General features: G+C 74.4%; 14 protein-coding genes. 13 read left to right on the plus strand and 1 reads right to left on the minus strand.

From position 1 onward, the window contains the following. Window positions 1–2 precede the first annotated feature (2 nt). Window positions 3–1,004: a LysR family transcriptional regulator gene (locus AC2TEW_RS13960; RefSeq protein ID WP_484623657.1), complete on the plus strand. Its 1,002-nt coding sequence runs from the start codon at window positions 3–5 to the stop codon at window positions 1,002–1,004. 74 nt (window positions 1,005–1,078) lie between these two features. On the opposite strand, the gene AC2TEW_RS13965 is transcribed toward AC2TEW_RS13960, so the two are convergent. Beyond that, window positions 1,079–1,405 (minus strand): WhiB family transcriptional regulator, encoded by a 327-nt coding sequence (locus tag AC2TEW_RS13965; RefSeq protein WP_033817678.1) that lies wholly within the window; start codon window positions 1,403–1,405, stop codon window positions 1,079–1,081. Window positions 1,406–1,932: 527 nt separating this feature from the next. On the opposite strand from AC2TEW_RS13965, the gene AC2TEW_RS13970 reads away from it, so the two are divergent. From AC2TEW_RS13970 to AC2TEW_RS14025, 12 genes are all read left to right on the plus strand, one after another. Next, window positions 1,933–2,544: a response regulator transcription factor gene (locus AC2TEW_RS13970; protein ID WP_014136228.1), complete on the plus strand. Its 612-nt coding sequence runs from the start codon at window positions 1,933–1,935 to the stop codon at window positions 2,542–2,544. Between the two features lie 253 nt (window positions 2,545–2,797). Continuing rightward, window positions 2,798–3,508, plus strand: coding sequence for an RNA polymerase sigma factor ShbA (gene shbA, locus AC2TEW_RS13975; protein WP_484623658.1), 711 nt, complete (start codon window positions 2,798–2,800; stop codon window positions 3,506–3,508). Between the two features lie 278 nt (window positions 3,509–3,786). Next, on the plus strand, window positions 3,787–5,289 hold the full coding sequence (guaB, locus tag AC2TEW_RS13980; protein ID WP_484623659.1) for an IMP dehydrogenase: 1,503 nt from the start codon (window positions 3,787–3,789) through the stop codon (window positions 5,287–5,289). Window positions 5,290–5,446: 157 nt separating this feature from the next. Further along, window positions 5,447–6,574, plus strand: a complete 1,128-nt coding sequence (locus AC2TEW_RS13985) for a GuaB3 family IMP dehydrogenase-related protein (RefSeq protein ID WP_484623660.1) — start codon at window positions 5,447–5,449, stop codon at window positions 6,572–6,574. Window positions 6,575–6,944: 370 nt separating this feature from the next. Continuing rightward, entirely contained in the window at window positions 6,945–9,044 is a 2,100-nt protein-coding gene (locus tag AC2TEW_RS13990; RefSeq protein WP_484623661.1) for a serine/threonine-protein kinase, read from the plus strand. A 195-nt stretch (window positions 9,045–9,239) separates the two neighbouring features. Next, window positions 9,240–10,340, plus strand: a complete 1,101-nt coding sequence (locus AC2TEW_RS13995) for a protein kinase family protein (RefSeq protein ID WP_484623662.1) — start codon at window positions 9,240–9,242, stop codon at window positions 10,338–10,340. Window positions 10,341–10,498: 158 nt separating this feature from the next. Further along, a complete protein-coding gene (locus tag AC2TEW_RS14000; protein ID WP_484623663.1) occupies window positions 10,499–12,151 on the plus strand; it encodes a serine/threonine-protein kinase in 1,653 nt (550 codons plus the stop codon). 97 nt (window positions 12,152–12,248) lie between these two features. Continuing rightward, window positions 12,249–13,883, plus strand: coding sequence for a succinic semialdehyde dehydrogenase (locus tag AC2TEW_RS14005; protein ID WP_484623664.1), 1,635 nt, complete (start codon window positions 12,249–12,251; stop codon window positions 13,881–13,883). Window positions 13,884–13,965: 82 nt separating this feature from the next. After that, window positions 13,966–15,825, plus strand: a complete 1,860-nt coding sequence (locus AC2TEW_RS14010) for a GMC oxidoreductase (protein ID WP_484623665.1) — start codon at window positions 13,966–13,968, stop codon at window positions 15,823–15,825. A 79-nt stretch (window positions 15,826–15,904) separates the two neighbouring features. Continuing rightward, complete coding sequence (locus AC2TEW_RS14015; RefSeq protein WP_484623666.1) at window positions 15,905–17,587, plus strand: hypothetical protein; 1,683 nt, start codon at window positions 15,905–15,907, stop codon at window positions 17,585–17,587. 930 nt (window positions 17,588–18,517) lie between these two features. Further along, window positions 18,518–20,104, plus strand: coding sequence for a glutamine-hydrolyzing GMP synthase (gene guaA / locus AC2TEW_RS14020; protein WP_484623667.1), 1,587 nt, complete (start codon window positions 18,518–18,520; stop codon window positions 20,102–20,104). A 158-nt stretch (window positions 20,105–20,262) separates the two neighbouring features. Next, entirely contained in the window at window positions 20,263–21,321 is a 1,059-nt protein-coding gene (locus AC2TEW_RS14025; RefSeq protein ID WP_484623668.1) for a Rieske 2Fe-2S domain-containing protein, read from the plus strand. The last annotated feature ends 76 nt before the right edge of the window (window positions 21,322–21,397 follow it).

Raw genomic sequence — 21,397 nt, forward strand, 5'->3', positions numbered from 1 at the left:
GCATGATCGAAGCCCGCCACCTCCGCGTCCTGCGCGCCGTCGCCCGGACCGGCTCCTTCTCCGCCGCCGCGCGCGAGCTGGGCTGCACCCAGCCGGCCGTGAGCCAGCAGATGAAGGCACTGGAGAAGGCGGTGGCCACCCCGCTGGTGGTCCGCTCCGGGCGCGGCATGCAGCTGAGCGAGGCCGGCCGGGCCCTGGTGAAGCACGCCAACGGCATCCTGGCCGGGCTGTCCGCCGCCGAGGAGGAGCTCGCCGCCATCGCCGGACTGCGGGCCGGACGGGTCAGGCTGGTGTCGTTCCCGACCGCGAGTTCCACCCTGGTGCCGCCCGCGGTCGCCCGGTTGCGTGCGGACCATCCGGGGGTCCGCGTGTCGCTGGTGGAGGCCGAGCCGCCGGAGGCGCTGGCGATGCTGCGGGCCGGCGAGTGCGAGGTCGCGCTGGCCTTCCGCCACCCGCACTCGCAGGGCGGCCTCCCGCCGGCCTCGCCGCACGCCACCGCCCGCGAGGCCCGCGCCGAGGCGACCCTGGAGGCGGCGGCCGCGGCCGCCGCGACGGACTGGTCGGACCTGGTGGTGCGCCCGCTGCTGGACGACCCGCTGGTCGGGGTGGTCCCGGCCGGCCATCCGCTGGCCGGGGCGGGCGCCGACCGCCCGGTGGAGCTGGCGCAGCTCTCCGAGGAGCAGTGGATCGCCGGCTGCCCGCAGTGCCGGGGGCACCTGGTGGAGCTGTGCGAGGCCGCCGGGTTCGCGCCGCGGATCGACTTCGCCACCGACGACTACCCCGCGGTGGTCGGCCTGGTGGCGGCGGGGCTCGGGGTGGCGGTGCTGCCCCGGCTGGCCCTGGACCCGGTGCGCCACCAGGGGGTGGCGCTGGTGCCGGTGGCGGCGGTCGCCGGCGGCCCGGCGGTGCGCGAGGTGGTGGCGCTGACCCTGCCGGACCTGGCCGAGGTGCCGGCGGTCGCCCGGATGCTGGACCGGCTCACGGACGCCGCCGCCGCGCGCTGAGCCGCGCCGACGGGCCCGGGCCGCCCTCCGGCGTGTGCAGAAACGTTTCTCCTATCCGGTCCGGCGGCGGCGGGTCAGTGCCGCAGCCCCGCCGGCCGGGTCAGCTGGACCTCGGCCAGCCGGTGCCGCGCCCGGCCGAGCAGCTCTTCGCGTTCGTCCTCGGTCAGACCGCCCCAGACCCCGTAGGGCTCGCGGACGGCCAGGGCGTGGGCCGCGCACTGGGCCCGTACCGGGCAGCGCATGCAGACCTCCTTGGCGCTGGCCTCCCGTGAGCTGCGGGCCGCCCCGCGCTCGCCCTCGGGGTGGAAGAAGAGCGAGCTGTCGACGCCGCGGCAGGCGGCGGAGAGCTGCCAGTCCCAGAGGTCTGCGTTCGGGCCGGGGAGGCGGGAGAAATCTGCCATGGCTCATTCCCTTCAAGGCTCGGGACCCCTCGGCTCGGCGAGGCGGCGATCGGCCGGTACGGACACCTGGAAATATGACTTACGACACCTACGTGAACAAGTCATCCACAGTCGGGCACAACAGTCAATGACCCTCCATAGGCTATAAAAACGGGCAAAAGGGGCAGGACGTTTGAGTGGTCGTGATCTGGCAAGCGGGTGGCCCCCGGTGCGCCGTCCTCCGCTCCGTGGCGCGCGTGGCGCGTGCGACGCGCACGATCAGCACAAAAGTGCGGCGTGTGCACCGCGAGGTGGGTGATCGGTAACGGTCCGGCCACGTACAGTGGTGGAGATGGCCCCGGAAGCCGTAACTCATTCGAGTGACGGTCGTTGGATGTGCGGAGGCGGTTGGCGGGCGCAGGACGTCGGGAACGATCGCGGGGACACCCGGCGATCCGTACGAGGTCCGTCGCCGAACGGCCGTGTCGGAGAGTGTTCGTACCAGCCAGGAGGCTCAACGTGACGCGGATCTGCTGCGGAGGACGGTCATGACATCCGTACTCGTCTGCGACGATTCCCCGCTCGCCCGGGAGGCGCTTCGCCGGGCGGTCGCGACCGTGCCCGGTGTCGACCGGGTGACCACTGCGACGAACGGCGAGGAGGTCCTCCGCCGCTGGGTGGCCGACCGTTCCGACCTCGTCCTGATGGACGTCCGGATGCCCGGCCTCGGCGGGGTGGAGACGGTCCGGCGGCTGCTGTCGGCCGACCCGGGCGCGCGCATCATCATGCTGACCGTCGCGGAGGACCTGGACGGCGTCGCCCTCGCGGTGGCCGCCGGCGCCCGCGGCTACCTGCACAAGGACGCCTCGCGCGCCGAGCTGCGGGCCACCGTCACCCAGGCGCTCGCCGACCCGACCTGGCGGCTGGCCCCCAGGCGGCTGCGCAGCCCCGACATGGGCGCGGCGCCGACGCTGACGGCGCGTGAGATCCAGGTGCTGGAGGGGATGAGCCACGGCCGCAGCAACGCGGAGATCGGCCGCGAGCTGTTCCTGTCCGAGGACACGGTGAAGACGCACGCCCGCCGGCTGTTCAAGAAGCTGGGCGCCTCGGACCGGGCGCACGCGGTGGCCCTCGGCTTCCGCTGGGGCCTGGTCCGCTGAGACGCGCCCGGCGGGGTATCCGACACGGCAACCGCACGGACGTGTGACGTTGTGGTCCCGAGGCTGCACCATGGAGGAGTGGAGCACCTCGGGGACCAGCGGACAGGTGCTGCGGAAACGAGAGTTGCCGCAGCCCGCGGCAGCCAGTGGGGCGGGAGGCGGCACGGTGCGCACAGTGGCGACGCATAACGTTCCGATGCACAAGTCCGGACGCGGTGCCGCGTTTTCCGCTCCGACCAGGCACCATGGACCGATGCGTGACGACGAGGCCACCGCTCCGGGCGAGGCCCAGCCCGAGCCGGCCGAGGCCGACGAGGCCGTCCCCGACGGTCAGGGCGGCGAATCGTCGTACGCCGAAACGTCCGAGGTCAGGCCGCCGGTACTGGGCGGCGGCACCTCACCGGTGGTCGCCTCGCTGGTCGCCGCCGCGGTCCGCGGCGAGGGCCCGGCGATCGACGCGCTGCTGGCCTACGTCCACCCGCTGGCGCTGCGCTACTGCCGCGCCCGGCTGGTGCGGCTGCCGGGCAACGCCCGCCACCACGTGGACGACGTGGCCCAGGAGGTCTGCGTGGCGGTGCTCTGCGCGCTCCCGCGCTACCGCGACACCGGCCGCCCGTTCGAGGCCTTCGTCTACGGGATCGCCGCGCACAAGATCGCCGATCTGCAGCGGGCCGCCATGCGCGGCCCCGGCTCCACCGTGATCCCGCAGGACGACCTGCCCGAGACCCCGGACGAGTCGCTCGGCCCGGAGGAGCGCGCGCTGCTGAGCAGCGACGCCGCCTGGATCCGCGAGCTGCTCTCCAACCTGCCGGCCCGCCAGCGCGAACTGGTGCTGCTGCGGGTGGCCGCCGGGCTGTCCGCCGAGGAGACCGGCGAGGTGCTCGGCATGTCGCCGGGCGCGGTCCGGGTCGCCCAGCACCGGGCGCTCAGCCGGCTGCGGGCGCTGGCGGAAGAGTCGTCCTGACTCCGGTGTTGTCAAGGGGGCGCGAGGTGGTACCTCGCGACACCAGTACCATGGGGTATCGGCACCTGGTCAGGTTGCCAAAGTTCCGTGGGCGCGCACGGAGTTCCCTTGGAGGTTCCTCCAGCCGCCCGTCGTCTTGGTGGCCAAGCCCTGTGCCGGTGCGCGCGGGTGGGACGTGGCCGTACCGCGGCCGTCCGCCCAGCTGAGAGAGCCACCCGGCCGGTAACCCTCGCCGGTCGTGCCCGAGATCGACGGCCACGCCACGGAAGGTCCCTTAGATGTCTTACAACGCCGCAGGCGTACCCGAGAAGTTCGCGATGCTCGGGCTCACGTACGACGACGTCCTGCTGCTTCCCGGGGCCTCCGAGGTGCTGCCGAACCAGGTCGACACCTCGTCCCGGGTCTCCCGGAACGTCCGGGTGAACATCCCGCTGCTGTCGGCCGCGATGGACAAGGTCACCGAGGCCCGGATGGCCATCGCGATGGCCCGCCAGGGCGGCGTCGGCGTCCTGCACCGCAACCTCTCGGTCGAGGACCAGGTCAACCAGGTCGACCTGGTCAAGCGCTCCGAGTCGGGCATGGTCACCGACCCGATCACGGTCGGCCCGGAGACCACGCTGGCCGAGGCCGACGCGCTCTGCGCCAAGTTCCGGATCAGCGGCGTCCCGATCGCGGACCCGGACGGCAAGCTGCTCGGCATCGTCACCAACCGCGACATGGCCTTCGAGTCGGACCGGCACCGCAAGGTCCGCGAGATCATGACCCCGATGCCGCTGATCACCGGCAAGGTCGGCATCTCCGGCGAGGACGCGATGGCGCTGCTGCGCCGCCACAAGATCGAGAAGCTCCCGCTGGTCGACGACGAGGGCCGGATCAAGGGCCTGATCACGGTCAAGGACTTCGTCAAGGCGGAGAAGTACCCGAACGCCGCCAAGGACGCCGAGGGCCGGCTGCTGGTCGGCGCGGCCGTCGGCGCCAGCGCCGAGGCCTTCGACCGCGCCCAGGCGCTGGTCGGCGCGGGCGTCGACTTCCTGGTGGTGGACACCTCGCACGGCCACAGCCACAACGCGCTGGCCTGGATCGAGAAGATCAAGTCCGCCGTCGCGGTCGACGTGGTCGGCGGCAACGTGGCCACCCGGGACGGCGCCCAGGCGCTGATCGACGCCGGCGTGGACGGCGTCAAGGTCGGCGTCGGCCCCGGCTCCATCTGCACCACCCGCGTGGTCGCCGGCATCGGCGTCCCGCAGGTCACCGCGATCTACGAGGCCGCGCTCGCCTGCCGGGCGGCCGGCGTGCCGGTGATCGGCGACGGCGGCCTGCAGTACTCCGGCGACATCGGCAAGGCGCTCGCCGCCGGCGCCGACACGGTGATGCTGGGCTCGCTGCTGGCCGGCTGCGAGGAGTCGCCGGGCGAGCTGCTGTTCATCAACGGCAAGCAGTTCAAGTCGTACCGCGGCATGGGCTCGCTGGGCGCGATGCAGTCCCGCGGGCAGGCGAAGTCCTTCTCCAAGGACCGCTACTTCCAGGGCGAGGTCACCTCGGACGAGAAGCTGATCGCCGAGGGCATCGAGGGCCAGGTGCCCTACCGCGGCCCGCTGTCCGCGGTGCTGTTCCAGCTGGTCGGCGGCCTGCGCCAGACCATGGGCTACGTCGGCGCCGCCACCGTGGCCGAGATGGAGAGCAAGGGCCGGTTCGTCCGGATCACCTCGGCGGGCCTCAAGGAGAGCCACCCGCACGACATCCAGATGACCGTCGAGGCCCCGAACTACACCAGCCGCTGACCCGTACGGCCCAGGGGCCCGTCGCCGCGCGAGCGGTGGCGGGCCCCGCGCCGTGTCCGCTCCCCGGCCGGGTGCCACGTGGTGGCGGGCCGGTACGGGATACTGGGGGCGGCCGGGGTGACCCGGCAGGCAGATGCAAGCAGCAGAAGGGCTCGAAGTGACTGAGATCGAGATCGGGCGTGGCAAGCGCGGCCGCCGGGCGTACGCCTTCGACGACATCGCGGTCGTCCCCAGCCGTCGTACGCGTGACCCGAAGGAGGTCTCGATCGCCTGGCAGATCGACGCCTACCGCTTCGAGCTGCCCTTCCTGGCGGCCCCGATGGACTCCGTGGTCTCCCCGGCCCAGGCGATCGCCATCGGAAAGCTCGGCGGCCTCGGCGTGCTGAACCTCGAGGGCCTGTGGACCCGCTACGAGGACCCGCAGCCGCTGCTGGACGAGATCGCCTCGATCACCGAGGAGGCCGCCGCCACCCGCCGCCTCCAGGAGATCTACGCCGAGCCGATCAAGGCCGAGCTGATCAAGCAGCGGATCCAGGAGGTCCGGGACTCGGGTGTGGTGACCGCCGCCGCGCTCTCCCCGCAGCGCACCGCCGAGTTCTCCAAGGCCGTGGTCGACGCCGGCGTCGACGTCTTCGTGATCCGCGGCACCACGGTCTCCGCCGAGCACGTCTCCGGCGCGGCCGAGCCGCTCAACCTCAAGCAGTTCATCTACGAGCTGGACGTGCCGGTGATCGTCGGCGGCTGCGCCACGTACACCGCGGCCCTGCACCTGATGCGCAGCGGCGCGGCGGGCGTGCTGGTCGGCTTCGGCGGCGGCGCCGCGCACACCACCCGCACCGTGCTCGGCATCCAGGTCCCGATGGCCACGGCCGTCGCGGACGTGGCCGCGGCCCGCCGGGACTACATGGACGAGTCCGGCGGCCGGTACGTGCACGTGATCGCGGACGGCGGCGTCGGCTACAGCGGCGACCTGGCCAAGGCGGTCGCCTGCGGCGCCGACGCGGTGATGATCGGTGCCGCGCTGGCCCGGGCCACCGACGCGCCCGGCAAGGGCTTCCACTGGGGCATGGAGGCCGTCCACGAGGAGCTGCCGCGCGGCAAGCGGGTCGACCTCGGCACCGTCGGCACCACCGAGGAGATCCTGACCGGTCCCTCGCACACCCCGGACGGCACCATGAACCTGTTCGGTGCGCTGCGCCGGGCGATGGCCACCACCGGCTACTCGGAGCTCAAGGAGTTCCAGCGGGTCGAGGTCACCGTCAACCCCGCGCTGCACCACGGCTGACGGTCCGTCCGTGCCCGTCCCCCGGGGCCCCCGCCGATCGGCGGGGGCCCCGGGGCGTTCGGCCCGCCGTCCGGCTGGTGTGGTCATGGTGCGTTCCTCGGGGAGAGTCTGTGCGCAGCTGCGCCCCTGACCGGCTGTTTCCGCTCTCCGGTCGGGTACGGAACGCCCGGTTCCGGTACGGATCTTCACGGTCAACCCCCGGGGCGGGTGGTCGGCGACCGAAGGAACAGGAGATGATGGTGACTTGGCGTCTTGGAGCCGGGCGCCGGGCGCGCGGGCGATGCCCCCGGGTTGTGCCCGCGCGGGCCGATGCGCCGTCACTTCGACCGGCAGCAGTACGCGGGCCAGCAACACATGGGGGAGCGCACCGATGACCCAGGCGCAGGAGTCCACGGGCCGGCTGCTGGCCGGCCGGTACCGGCTCAACGCGGTGCTCGGCAGCGGCGGCATGGGCACGGTCTGGCGGGCCGAGGACGAGATGCTCGGCCGGATCGTCGCCGTGAAGGAACTGCGCATGCACGGCGGGGTGGACGAGGAGGAGAAGCACCGCCTGATCGTCCGTACCCTGCGGGAGGCCAAGGCAACCGCCCGGATCAGGCACACCGCCGCCGTCACCGTCTTCGACGTGGTCGAGGAGGACGAGCGGCCCTGGATCGTGATGGAGCTGGTCGAGTCCCGCTCGCTGGCCGAGGTCATCAAGGAGGACGGGCCGGTCGGCCCGGTCCGGGCCGCCGAGATCGCGCTCGACCTGCTCGGCGTGCTGGGCGCCGCCCACAGCCACGGGATCCTGCACCGCGACGTCAAGCCCTCCAACGTGCTGATCGGCGAGGACGGCCGGGTGGTCCTGACCGACTTCGGCATCGCCAGCGTGGAGGGCGACACCTCGATCACCTCCACCGGCATGCTGGTCGGCGCCCCCTCGTACATCTCGCCGGAGCGGGCCAAGGGCCACAAGCCCGGCCCGCCGGCCGACCTCTGGTCGCTGGGCGGCACGCTGTACGCGATGGTCGAGGGCAAGCCGCCGTACGACCGGGGCTCGGCGCTCGCCACCCTGACCGCCGTGATGACCGAGGACCTGCCCGCCTCCGAGAAGGCCGGGCCGCTCTGGCCGGTGATCGAGGGGCTGCTGGAGAAGGACCCGGCGCTGCGGCTGGACGCCTCGGAGACCCGCTCGATGCTCAAGCGGATCGTCGCGGCGGGCGTGACCCGGGCCGAGGCGACCACCCAGCAGGCGGTGCCGGTCAAGGGCGCTGACGAGGCGTCCGCGGCGAAGAGCGGGCCGAAGGACGCGGCGGAGCCCGGCCCAAAGCCGGCGCCCGCCCCGAAGACCGCGGCCGCGGCCGGGGCGACGGCGGCGGCGCGGTCCGCCGCGAAGGCCGACGCGCCGCAGCCCGCCGCGAAGAAGGCGACGGCGACCGCGGCGGGCAAGAAGGCGAAGCCGGAGCCCGCGCCCAGGCCCGCCGCGCAGCCGGAGGCCGCGCCGAAGCCCGCCGCCGCGATGGGCCTGCTCGGCACCGTCCGGGTGGGCAGCCGGGCCGCCGGCGAGCCCGCGCCGATCCCGGCGCCGCCGCTCACCGTGCCCACACCCCCGGCCGCCCCGGCCACCGAGGTGCGGCCGGCCGTCCCCGCCCCCGCACCCGCCCGGGACCGCCGCAAGCTGGCGATGGCGGCTGGTGCGCTGGTGTTCGTGCTGGCGCTGATAGCCGTGGTGGCCCTGGCGCTGCACGGGGGCGGCAAGAACTCGGCCGGCGCGCCCGGTGCGAGCGGTCCGGGGACGGCCTCGGCCGGGGACCCGGCCGCCGCGGGGGCCGCCCAGAGCCCCGCCGCCGGTGGCGAGCAGTCCGCCGCCGCCCCGCCGGCCACCTCCCCCTCCGCCGCCGCCTCGTCCGCGGCCCCGGGCGCCGGCGCACCGAACCCCGGCGCGGCGGCCGCCACGGCGTCCGGCAACACCACGGGCACCACGGGCAGCACCGGCAGCACCGGCACCTCGGGGACCACGGCCGGCAACCCCGCCGTCCCGGCCCCGCCGGCCGGCTACACGACCTACCGCGACCCGTCCGGGTTCACCATCAACCTGCCCAGCTGGCTGACCGACCAGGGCCCGGACTACGACGCGACCAGCCGCCAGTTCAAGGGCAACGGCGTGAAGCTGATGGTCGACTGGACCCAGCCCGCCCACGGCAGCGCCTACGACGACTGGGTCACCAGCGAGAACGACGGCAACGGCGGCTCCAACTACCAGCGGGTGCAGCTGAAGCAGATCACCTACCGGCAGTGGACCAACGCCGCCGACTGGGAGTGGACCTTCGGCAGCAAGACCCGGATGCACTCGCTCAACCGGGGCTTCGTCACCGGCAACGGCAAGTACGGCTACGCCCTGTACTGGACGACGCCGGACGCGGACTGGGACTCCCCGGCCAACGCCGACGCCCGCAAGGTCGGCTTCGAGAGCTTCCAGCCCGCGCCGTGATCCGGGCCCCGCGCCGTACCGAGGGGGCTCCCGGCGCAGGCGTCCGCCGCGCGCAACCGCCGTCGGCGGCCCGCCGTCCTTGAGGAGGGGCCGGCGGCGGCCCCTTCGCCTGTGCCCTCTCCCGGCGCCGCCCACGGCCGGGCCACGTACCCTGACCGGTACGAGCAGCCAGACCCCCCTTCCTGAGGAACATCCATGCGAGCGGCTCCGGGGCAGTTGGTGGCCGGGCGGTACCGGGTGACGGACCGTCCGGGGATCGGCGCGGCCGCGCAGGACCTGCGGACCGGCGGCCCGGTGCTGCTGCACGCGCTGGACCTGCCGGAACTGCTGATCCCCGGTCAGCCGGGCGCCGAGCCGGACCCGCAGTACGGCGCCGCGGTCGCGGGCCGGGTGGCGGCCGCGGTGGCCTCGGCCCCGCACCATCCGCGGCTGCTGGCCGACGTCGAGGTGGTCGCCGAACGCGACACCCTCTGGATCGCCGAGGAGCGGCCGCCGGGCGTGCGGCTGTCCGAGCTGGCGGTGGACGGGCCGGTGCCGCCGTACCGGGTGGCGGAGCTGGCGGCCGACCTGGCCGGTGCGCTGCGGGCCGTGCACGAGGCCAGGCTCTCGCACGGCAATGTGACCGCCGAGTCGGTGGTGGTCTGCGAGGACGGCGCCGCGCTGCTCGGCGGCCTGCTGCTCGGGGTGGCCGAGGAGACGCTGTGCGCGGCGCTCGGCGGTCCGGTGCCGCGCCGGGTGTACGAGGCGCGGGCGGTCCTGCTCGGGCCGCGCGCCGAACGCTGGCCGCCGGACGCCGGGCCCGCGGCGGACTGCTGGGCGCTCGGGGTGCTGCTGTTCCGGCTGCTCACGGGGTACGGCCCGTACCCGGAGGACGATCTGCCGACCCTGCTGGCCGCGGTCCGGGACGGCCGCCCGCACCCCGCGGACGGCTGCGGGCCGCTGCGTCCGCTGGTCGAGCGGCTGCTGGCGGCCGATCCGGCCGGCCGGCCGCGGGCGGCCGACGTCCAGGCCGAGCTGCGGGAGCTGCTGGCGGGTGCACCCGAACCGTTCGGGCCCGGAGTTCTCGCCGCCGCGCCGCTGCTGCCGGTGCGCCGCCCGGACGGTCCGGTGGAGCCGTACCGGCGCGGCGGCCGCCGCGCCGCGCGCGGGCCGCGGGCCGGGGAGCCGGGCGCCGAGCTGATGAAACGTCACCGCCCGTCCCGGATAAGGCCGTCGCTGATCGGCCCGCTGCTGGTGGGCGGAGTGCTGGTGGCACTGGTCGCGGCGCTCGCCGCGGTGGTGCTGGTGGCCGGCTGACCGCGCCGCGGTCGGGAATCGGTCAGGTGGCCGGGCTGGCATCCCGGCCCTGGTGCAGTGCGCCTAGGCTTGGCCCGGAAGATGTCCGGACGGTGAGTCCGGGGCGCGCCGGGACCTCCGTCGGAGTGACGGTGGGCGGAGGAGGGGGAGCGGTCGCCATGGGCGGACAGGACAAGGCAGCGGGACTGGACGCGGGCCGGCTGCTGGCGGGCCGGTACGCGCTGGGGGAGCGCCTGGGCCGGGGCGGGATGGGCACGGTCTGGCGCGCCCGGGACGAGATGCTGGACCGCGACGTCGCGGTCAAGGAGCTCACCGTCAGCCACCTGTCCGAGGAGGATCTGGAGATCCTGCAGACCCGGATGAAGCGGGAGGCGCGGGCCGCCGCCCGGATCAAGCACCCGGGCGTGATCACCATCCACGACGTGCTGGAGCAGGACGGCCGGCCCTGGATCGTGATGGAGCTGGTCGACGGCCGCTCGCTGGCCGACGTGATCAGCCAGGACGGTGAGCTGCGCCCGCAGGAGGCCGCCGAGGTCGGGGTGCAGGTGCTGGCCGCCCTGCACCGCGGGCACCAGCTCGGGGTGCTGCACCGGGACGTCAAGCCGGCCAACGTGCTGCTGGAGCACAACACCGGCCGGGTGGTGCTGCTGGACTTCGGGATCGCCAAGTTCGAGGGCGCCGGCGTGGTCGAGCTGACCCGCCCCGGCGACCTGGTCGGCTCGCCCGACTACCTGGCCCCCGAGCGGGCCCAGGGCGAGCGGCCCGGCCCGGCCTCCGACCTGTGGGCGCTCGGCGCCACGCTGTGGGCGGCGGTGGAGGGCACCTCGCCGTTCCGGCGGGACTCGCCGCTGAGCACGCTGACCGCGGTGGTCGAGGAGGAGCTGCCGGAGCCGGCCAAGGCCGGGGCGCTCGGTCCGGTGCTGGCCGCGCTGCTCGCCAAGGACCCGGCCCGGCGGCCGGGCGCCGACGAGGCGATGCGGATGCTGAACGAGGTGGTGGCGGGCCACACGGTGGGCCTGAGAGCCAAGGCCGCCGAGCGGCAGCCGACCACCAGCGTGCCCGTGGTCGACCGGACCGACGGCGCGCCGGACCGCGCTGCCGAGGCCGTCCCGGCCGGGCGGACCGAGTCGACCGTGCCGACCGTGCCCGCGGCCGGCGGTGCCGAGCCCGTGCCGGGCGCCCCCGCCCCCGCCGGGCGGCCCCGCCGGCGTGTCCTGCGGCTGGCGCTGATCGGCCTGGTGACGGCGCTGCTGGTGGGCGGCGGCGCGTACGCCGTGCTGGACCACGTCGGCGGCGGCGCCGTGACGCCCTCCGACCCGGAGGCCTCGGCGACCGGCCTGGCGGCCCCGGACCCGGCGCCGAGCGGCTACCAGTGGGTGGACGACCCGGCCGGGTTCCGGTTCCTGCTGCCCACCACCGGCGGCACCTGGGTGCGCAGCACCGACAAGACCGAGATCTACTACAGCCCGGACAACAAGGTGCACTACCTGCAGTTCGCGGTCACGGTGGGCCAGTCGCTGAGCCCGATGCAGCATTTCCAGGAGATGGAGCAGAGCATCCAGAAGAACCGCCAGGGCTACCGGCGGGAGCAGCTGGCGGACATCAAGGTGAACGGCTTCCCGGGCTCGGTCTGGGAGTTCAGCTACACCAACGCGGACAACTCGGGGACCCGGCGGTACCTGAAGGAGGCCGAGTTCAAGGCCGCCGACGGCACCTCGTACGACGTGCTGGTGGCCGCGCCCGACAAGGATCGCACCGAGGCGCAGCAGCGCTTCACGATCGTGCTGAACCACTTCGCGGTGCTGCGCTGAGGCCGCCCGGGCCGAGTCGATCTTGAAGTCTCTGTCGCAGACAGTTTCCTGTTACCGGCGGGTACCTTTCTGGCCGTGCAGGCCCTAGGCTGCGCACATGACGGACATCACCGCAGACGGACAGACCGGCTCCGGCACCGGGGCCGGGCGCAACCCCGCCGCGCCCGGTGGCGCACGCACGGTCGCCTCGGCGGTCACGCCCGCCGTGGTGGCCCGGCTGGCCGCGGGGATCACCACCACCGGCGATCCCGACCCGGTGCACACCACCGCGCCGCTCACCGGCGACCGGCTGGCGAGCCTCCCGCAGTCCACCCCGGCCGACGTCGAGGCCGCCTACCGGCTGGCCCGCCGGGCCCAGCAGGCCTGGGCCGCGCTGCCGGTCCGCCGCCGCGCCGCCGTCCTGCTGCGCTTCCACGACCTGCTGCTGCGCCGCCAGGACGAGGTGCTGGACCTCATCCAGGCCGAGACCGGCAAGGCCCGGCTGCACGCCTTCGAGGAGGTGCTGGCCGTCGCCATGGCCGCCCGGCACTACGGCCGCAAGGCGCCCTCGTACCTGCGCGACAAGCACCGCGGCGGGGCCGTCCCGGTGCTCACCCGTACGGTCGAGGCCCGCCGGCCGAAGGGCGTGGTCGGGCAGATCTCGCCGTGGAACTACCCGTTCGAACTCTCCGTCGGCGACGCCCTGCCCGCCTTCGTGGCCGGCAACGCGGTGGTCAACAAGCCCGACACGCAGACCGCGCTGACCGCCCTGTGGGCCCGTGAGCTGCTGATCGAGGCCGGCCTGCCGGCCGACTGCTGGCAGATCGTGATCGGCGACGGCCCGGTGATCGGCCCGGCCGTGGTCGAGCACGCGGACTACGTCTCGTTCACCGGCTCCACCCGCACCGGCCGCCAGGTCGCCCAGCAGGCCGCGGCCCGGCTGGTCGGCGCCTCGCTGGAGCTCGGCGGCAAGAACGCCATGCTGGTGCTGGCCGACGCGGACGTCGAGAAGGCCGCCGAGGGCGCGGTGCGGGCCTGCTTCTCCTCGGCCGGCCAGCTGTGCATCTCGATCGAACGGCTCTTCGTGCACCGCTCGGTCGCCGACCGCTTCCTGGCCCGCTTCGCCGAGCGCACCCGCGCGCTGCGGCTCGGCGGCGGCCTCGCGTACGGCGCCGACATGGGCTCGCTGGTCTCCGACCGGCAGCTGGAGACCGTCACCCGGCACATCGAGGAGGCCGTCAAGGCCGGCGCCACCGTGGTGGCCGGCGGACAGGCCCGCCCGGACCTCGGCCCGCTGTTCCACGAGCCGACCATCCTCGACGGCGTCACCGAGTCGATGGCCGTCTGCACCGAGGAGACCTTCGGCCCGGTGGTCTCGGTCTACCGCTTCGACACCGAGGACGAGGCCGTCGCCGCCGCCAACGCCACCCCCTACGGCCTCAACTCCAGCGTCTGGACCAAGGACCTGCGCCGGGGCCGGGCGGTCGCGGCCCGGCTGCACACCGGCACGGTCAACGTCAACGAGGCCTACGCGGCCGCGTACGGCTCGGTCTCCTCGCCGATGGGCGGCATGGGCGACTCCGGCCTCGGCCGGCGGCACGGCGCCGAGGGCATCCTGCGCTACACCGAGGCGCAGACCATCGCGACCCAGACCGTACTGCCGCTGGGACCCTCGATGGGCCTGGACGACGCGAAGTTCGCGGCCCTGTTCACCACCGGCCTCAAGGCGATGAAGGCGCTGCGCCTCAGGTAGCCGCGCCCGGACCAGCGGCCCGAGGAGCCCCCCGGGGCTCCCGCCCGGGCACCCCCATGACGTTTCGAAGGAGCAGCGGCAGATGGCGGACAGCGACGGACTCGACTACGACGTGGTCGTGGTCGGCTCGGGCTTCGGCGGCTCGGTCGCCGCACTCCGGCTGACCGAGAAGGGCTACCGGGTCGCGGTGCTGGAGGCGGGCCGCCGGTTCCGCCGCGACGAGCTGCCGAAGAACTCCTGGGACACCCGCAACTACCTGTGGGCCCCGGCGCTCGGCCTGTACGGCATCCAGCGGATCCACCTGCTGGCCAACGTGCTGGTGCTCGGCGGCGCGGGCGTCGGCGGCGGTTCGCTGAACTACGCCAACACCCTGTACGTCCCGCCGAAGGCGTTCTTCGAGGACCGCCAGTGGCAGCACATCACCGACTGGGAGCAGGAGCTCGCGCCCTTCTACGACCAGGCGCAGCGGATGCTCGGGGTCCGCACCAACCCGACCGTCACGCCCTCCGACGTCCACCTGAAGGCCGCCGCCGAGAAGATGGGCGTCGGCGACACCTTCCACCTGGCCCCGGTCGGGGTGTTCTTCGGCGACGGCAACGACGGCGACGGCAGCGCCAAGGCCGCACCGGGCGGCGAGGTCGACGACCCGTACTTCGGCGGCGCCGGCCCGCGCCGCAAGGCCTGCACCGAGTGCGGCGAGTGCATGACCGGCTGCCGGCACGGCGCCAAGAACACCCTGGTGGAGAACTACCTGCACCTCGCCGAACGCGGCGGCGCCGAGATCCACCCGCTCACCACCGTCGCCCGGATCCGCGAACTCCCCGGCGCCGAGGGCTTCGCGGTGGACGTCCGGCGCACCGACTCGCGCTCCAAGGACCCGGTGAAGGCCGGCGCCCGGACCATCCGCTGCGCCCGGGTCGTGGTCGCGGCCGGCACCTACGGCACCCAGACCCTGCTGCACCGGATGCGCGACGGCGGCCACCTGCCCGGCCTGTCCGCCAGGCTCGGCGAGCTGACCCGGACCAACTCCGAGGCCATCGTCGGCGCGTCCACCACCGACCGGCGCTACGGCGAGAAGGTCGACTTCACCAAGGGCGTGGCGATCACCTCCTCGATCCACCCGGACGGCAACACCCACATCGAGCCGGTCCGCTACGGCAAGGGCTCCAACGCGATGGGCGCCCTCAGCGTCCAGCAGGTCCCCGGCGCCGGGCGCGGCCCGCGCTGGCTGCGCTACGCCGTCACCGCCGCCCGGCACCCGGTGATCTTCGCCCAGTCGATGAACCAGCACCGCTGGTCGGAGAAGACCATCATCGCCCTGGTGATGCAGTCGCTGGACAACTCGCTGACCGTCTCGCTCAAGAAGTCCGGCCCGGGCAAGGGCAAGCTGACCTCCCGCCAGGGCCACGGGGTGCCCAACCCGACCTGGATCCCGGCGGCCGAGGAGGGCGCCCGGGCGCTCGCCGAGTCGATCAACGGTTTCGCCGGCAGCACCGCCAGCGAGATCTTCGACATCCCGCTGACCGCGCACTTCATCGGCGGCTGCGCCATCGCCGACTCCGCGGAGCACGGCGTGGTCGACCCGTACCACCGGCTGTACGGCCACCCCGGGATCAGCGTGGTGGACGGCTCCACCATCTCCGCCAACCTGGGCGTCAACCCTTCGCTCACCATCACCGCGCAGGCCGAGCGGGCACTGTCGATGTGGCCCAACAAGGGCGAGCCGGACGGCCGCCCGGCCCAGGACGAGCCCTACCGCCGGGTGCCGGCCGTCGCCCCGGTCCGGCCCGCCGTCCCCGCCGGGGCCTTCGCCGAACTGCTGCTGCCGGTCCCCGCGGTGCCCGCCCGCAAGGCCGCCGGGGAGACGGCCCCGGAGGCCGCCGAGGAGTCCGTCCCGCAGACCTCGCCCGAGGCCGGGGAGGACGGCTCCGGGCGCGGCTGAGCGGTGCCCGAACCCGGTTGACACCGTCTCACGGCCGGTGGGATAAACGGCCTTCGGGCGATGGACCAGGGGGAACCGAGTGGCGATCTGCACGTCCTGTGGAGCGGGGTCCGCGGACGGCGCGCAGCGCTGTGCCGCCTGCGACCGGCCGTTCGGCGCACCGGCGGTCTCCGCCATCAGCGAGGTGACCGAGGTCGGCGGCTCCGGCGCGTACGCGGGCCTGGCCGCCGACCCCGGCTTCACCGCCGCGCCCCCGCCCGGCGGCCCGCCGCCGCTCGGCCAGTGGGGCCGCGGGGTGCCGTACGACCCGCGGGCGGGCCGCCCCGAGCTGCTGCGCCGGCTGCTGAGTGCGGACTGGCTGCCGGCCCTGCGCGCGGTGGCGCCGCCCACCGCGGTGCTGCTGCTGGTGGCCCTGCTGGTCGCGCTGCCCGAGCACGGGATCCGCGGCGGCTTCCCGTTCGGCAACCGCTTCGGTGCCGCGCTTGGCCTCACCATGGCGGGCTTCGGCGCACCGCTGACGCTCTCCGCGCACTCCGGCTCGCTCGTCTACAACTCCGACTTCCGGCTGCTGCCGATGACCGTGACGGCGCTGTGGGCCGCGGCCCTCGGCCTCGGTCTGCGCTCCGCGCTCCGGTCCCGGCGGAGCCGCGGCGGCGGGCCGACGGCCCGTACGGCGCTGGTGGAGTCGGCCCGGGTGGCGGTGCTCGCCGGACTGGCCGCGCTGCTGCTGGGCCTGGCGGCCGGCACCAGCACCGGCGAGCAGTCCGAGCGCGCGCTGGAGGAGCTGGTCCGCGACCACCGCAGACTCGGACTCACCCTGTCCGCGCACGAGACCATGACGGTCGGCTGGCTGCAGTCGACGGCCTGGACGGCGCTGGCGGCCGGCCTGATCGCGCTGCTGGTGTACGGCGGTGAGCCGCTGCGCCGGGCGGCCGTGACCCGGCCCGCGCTGCTCGGCTGGCCGGTCGCGGCCCGGATCGCCGGCCGGACGGCCGCGCTCTCCGTCGCACTGGCGTCGGCGGTCGCCACCGTGGTGGTGCTCGCCTGGGACGGCCTGCCCTCCGATCCGGCCTGGCTGCTGCTGATCCCCAACGGCGGCCTCCTGCTGCTCTCGGTCGGTTCCGGGGCGAGCCTGCACGCCGTGGCCACGGCCGGGGCCGAGGGCGAGGGCGACTTCGAGCCGTTCCGGATCTCGCTCTTCGACCTGCACGACGCCACCGGGAACTGGCGCTGGGCGGTACTGCTCGCGGTGGTATCGGCCGGCCTGCTCGGCTGGTCCGCGTACCGGCGCCGGCTCGCCGTGCCGGACCGGGTCCGGCTGGCCGTGGTGTACGCGGTGCTGGTGAGTGTGCCGATGCTGCTGGCCGGGCTGACCACGGGCTTCCGGGTGGAGTCCGCCCGGCCCGCCGCCGGCGGGCCGGGCCGGTCCCCGGACGGCGTCGGACTGGGCATGGCCAGCGAGAGCACGCTCGCCCTGGTGGCACTCACCGCGCTGGTGGCCAACCTGCTGTGGGCGGCCTTCGGCGCGCTGGCGGTGCCGGCCCTGCTCACCGCGGTCCGCGGCCGGCCCGCGGACGGCCGGCCGCCGTGGGAGCCGCAGCCCGGACCGGCGGCCCAGCCGGACGCACCGCAGGAGCCGCAGGACGCCCCGCTGCTCGTGGTCGTCCCCGCGCAGCCGGACCGCCCGCCGGTCGTGCCGCCGTCGTACGCCCCCGAGGTGCTCGACTCGCACGAGGCGTACCGGCGGCCCACCGGCGCCTGAGCACGGAAGCCGGACAGGGCAAAGGGCCCCGCGGGGGAACGGGGCCCTTTGTCGCTCAGCACACGGCGTCAGGGCGGCACCGGTGCTGGGTTGACGGCGCCGGGGGAAGAGCGCCGTCGGGTCGGATGGTTCGTGGGCGGCGCCGGCGCGCCTGCGCGGGTGGGCAGGGCGGGCGGCGCACGGGCGCGGGGCAGGGCCCGTCCTCACGGAGCGTGATCCGCGGACCGGTGCCGCCGCAGGGCGGACGAGGGCTGCGGGCCGCCGGCCCGCCACCGTCGTCCACGGTGTCCGGGCCAACCCCCACAACCAGCATCGTGCTGGACGGAGGCCTTACTGTGCAACCGATTCGACACAGTTCGGCACAGTCCAATTTCGGGCGGCGCCGCGCGCCGGGGCCGCCGGGAGGCCGTTGCGCGGGGCCGGTGGGACGGCCGGGGGACCGCTCCGTCGACTACTCTGCGTAGTAGTTGCAAGCAGGGGGCGCACAGGGGAGTGCGCCGGAGCGGACGAGCCGCCGAGAGAGCGGCGGGCGGCGCCGGGCGTCCCCGGGTACCGTTCCGCCGCCCCCTTGCCGGTCAGCCGTGGCCGGGTCGCTGTCCCCTGCTGTTCCGGCCACTGCACCGGCGTGCGGTCCCACGGCGGGCCGGGCCCGCCACGCGCGCCGGTGGACTGGAGATGAGTTCCACGCGTGGTCCTGCCGACCGTGCGGGCACCGCCGCACCTGGGAGGTGCGCCGCGCCCGGGCGGTCGTCGGGTGCAACGATCCGCCGGCCGCGGTGGTCACGGCGGGACCCGGCGGCATGCGGGTGAACCGGGAGCGTTCGGGCCGCCCGGTAGACTCGGGGGCATACCCCCGCCCGTCGCCGTCGCCACCCTGTCAGGGGCGTGTGGCGCGCGACACCTTCTGATACCCATGCCGGAAGGCCGTCCGTGTCATCTGCTCTTCCCGACCAGTCCGTTGCCGAGAACGACACCGTCCTGGTGGTCGACTTCGGCGCCCAGTACGCCCAGCTCATCGCCCGCCGGGTGCGTGAGGCCAGGGTCTACAGCGAGATCGTGCCGAGCACCATGCCGGTGGCCGAGATGCTCGCCAAGAACCCGAAGGCGATCATCCTGTCCGGCGGTCCCTCGTCGGTCTACGAAGAGGGTGCCCCGCGGCTCGACCGCGCGATCTTCGAGGCCGGGGTCCCGGTCTTCGGCATGTGCTACGGCTTCCAGCTGATGGCGATCACCCTCGGCGGCACCGTCGACAACAGCGGCGCCCGCGAGTACGGCCGCACCCCGCTGCACGTCAGCCGCAGCGGCTCGACCCTCTTCGAGGGCACCCCCGCCGAGCAGTCGGTGTGGATGTCGCACGGCGACGCCTGCTCGGCCGCGCCGGAGGGCTTCACCGTCACCGCCTCCACCGACGTGGTCCCGGTCGCCGCCTTCGAGGACGACGAGCGCCGCCTGTACGGCGTCCAGTACCACCCCGAGGTGCTGCACTCGACGCACGGCCAGCAGATCCTGGAGCACTTCCTGTACCGCGGCGCCGGCATCGCACCGAGCTGGACCACCCACAACGTGGTGGACGAGCAGGTCGCGCTGATCAAGGAGCAGGTCGGCGACAAGCGCGCGATCTGCGGCCTGTCCGGCGGGGTGGACTCCGCGGTCGCGGCCGCACTGGTGGCCCGCGCCATCGGCGACCAGCTGACCTGCGTGTACGTCGACCACGGTCTGATGCGCAAGGGCGAGACCGAGCAGGTCGAGAAGGACTTCGTGGCCGCGACCGGCGTCAAGCTCAAGGTCGTGGACGCCGAGGAGCGCTTCCTGGACGCGCTGAAGGGCGTCAGCGACCCGGAGGAGAAGCGCAAGATCATCGGCCGGGAGTTCATCCGGGTCTTCGAGCAGGCCCAGGCCGAGATCATCGCCGACGAGGGCCCCGCCGTGGAGTTCCTGGTCCAGGGCACCCTGTACCCGGACGTGGTGGAGTCCGGCGGCGGCACCGGCACCGCCAACATCAAGTCCCACCACAACGTCGGCGGCCTGCCCGAGGACCTCGAGTTCCAGCTGGTCGAGCCGCTGCGCAAGCTGTTCAAGGACGAGGTCCGGATGGTCGGCCAGGAGCTCGGCCTGCCGGAGGAGATCGTCCAGCGCCAGCCGTTCCCCGGCCCGGGCCTCGGCATCCGGATCGTCGGCGAGGTCACCAAGGAGCGCCTGGACCTGCTGCGCGAGGCCGACGCCATCGCCCGCGAGGAGCTCACCCTGGCCGGCCTGGACCGCGAGATCTGGCAGTGCCCGGTGGTGCTGCTCGCGGACGTCCGCAGCGTCGGCGTCCAGGGCGACGGCCGCACCTACGGCCACCCGATCGTGCTGCGCCCGGTCTCCTCCGAGGACGCCATGACCGCGGACTGGTCGCGCCTGCCGTACGAGGTGCTGGCCAAGATCTCGACCCGGATCACCAACGAGGTCAAGGACGTCAACCGGGTGGTGCTGGACTGCACCAGCAAGCCCCCGGGCACCATCGAGTGGGAGTAATCTCCCGCTGAGCTGAACGGCCGCGCCGCTGCTTCCGTACGTATGGGAGTGGCGGCGCGGCCGTCTGTCGAGGGGCCTGCCGCGGAACACGTGCAACAGCGGGCAGAATCGGACCGGACCTGTCAGTAGTTGGCGGGAAATGAGCGAGAGGCATCGGCATGACGGCGGGGCATGGCGGACCGGAACAGTCGGGCAGACCGGCACAGCTGACCCGGTGGAAGGAGGCCGGCACCCGCTGCGCGACGCTGCCACTGCGCCTCTTCCTGGGCGTGACCTTCGTGTACGCGGCCTTCGACAAGCTCTCCGACGCCCACTACCTGGCGGGAGCGGGCGATCCGGCCTCGTTCCTGGCGCAGACCGAGGCCGTCCGGGCCGGCAGCCCGATCGGCTGGGCGCTCGGCCCCGCCGTGCACGCGCCCACCGTCTTCGCGCTGCTGATCGCCTTCGGTGAGCTGGCCGTCGGCCTCGGTACGCTGGCCGGCCTCTGGGGGCGGCTCGCCGCGGCCGGCGGCGCGCTGATCAGCCTCACCCTCTGGCTCACCGTCAGCTGGAACGTCTCGCCGTACTACTACGGCAACGACCTCGCCTACCTGATGGCCTGGACCCCGCTGGTGCTGGCCGGCACCCCGCTGTTCTCGATCGACGGCTACCTCGCCGCCCGGGCCCGCCGCGACCGCGCCCGCGGCCTGGACGAGAACGCGGTGCGCCGCCGGGCCCTGCTGGACGGCGGGATCGCCGCCGTCGCGATCGGCGGCGCCGGACTGCTGTCGGGCTCGCTCACCGCGACCTTCGGCCGCGACCGCAAGCCGGTCCCGTCCGCCACCCCGGTGCAGAGCCCCGGCGCCACCACCGGCGCACCGGGCGGTGCCACCGCGCCCGGCCCGGGCTCGGGCTCCGGTTCCGGGGCCAAGGTCACCGTCGCCGCCGCGTCCGTCCCGGTCGGCGGCTCGGCCCAGGTCAAGGACCCGGCCAGCGGCGACGCCGTCTACATCGTGCAGCCCACCGCCGGGCAGTACTGCGGCTTCTCCTCGGTCTGCACCCACTCCGGCTGCGCCGTCGACGCCCCCAAGAACGGGCAGATGTACTGCCCCTGCCACGGCTCGCGGTTCAACGCCGCCACCGGCGCCGTGGTCAACGGCCCGGCCACCAAGCCGCTGCCGAAGTACAGCGTCACCAAGAACGGCGACCAGCTGGAACTCGGCGCCGTCCAGAGCTGAGCGCGACGCGGAGCGGGGGCGGGGGGGGAGAGCGGGGTGCCCAGCCCCCCCCCACGTTCCCCCCTCCCAGACCTTT

The organism is Kitasatospora sp. NEAU-CNBT7, from assembly GCF_057220535.1.